General features: G+C 46.4%; 1 tRNA gene. It reads right to left on the bottom strand.

The annotated features are described in order from the left end of the window. Nucleotides 1-151: 151 nt before the first annotated feature. Nucleotides 152-226 (bottom strand) — tRNA-Glu (locus OGY35_RS01945). Between the last annotated feature and the right edge of the window lie 106 nt (nt 227-332).

Here is a 332-nt window from a genome sequence, read left to right as displayed (position 1 = left end):
TGAAAATTTGAGAGACTCGAACACACATTAACTGTGTGTCGTTTCAATTTTCAGCTTGATCCAGATTTTTAAAGAGCAAATATCTCAAACATGACTCTGAAGTCAGTTTTGAGATACTGATTGGTTGTGCCTTTCACTCACAGCCAGCAAGTGGCGTCCCCTAGGGGATTCGAACCCCTGTTGCCGCCGTGAAAGGGCGGAGTCCTAACCGCTAGACGAAGGGGACACGATGTGTCACGACTTCGTAGCCGTCTTGCTATTCACTTTTCATCAGACAATCTGTGTGGACACTACAAAGGCAGGTTCTTTAAGGTAAGGAGGTGATCCAACCG

Origin of the sequence: Citrobacter sp. Ct235 (assembly GCF_030332305.1) — a bacterium.
Lineage (GTDB): Bacteria > Pseudomonadota > Gammaproteobacteria > Enterobacterales > Enterobacteriaceae > Citrobacter_A > Citrobacter_A telavivensis.
The sequence above is the reverse complement of the archived record's forward strand: the minus strand, read 5'-3'. Positions and strand labels throughout refer to the sequence as shown.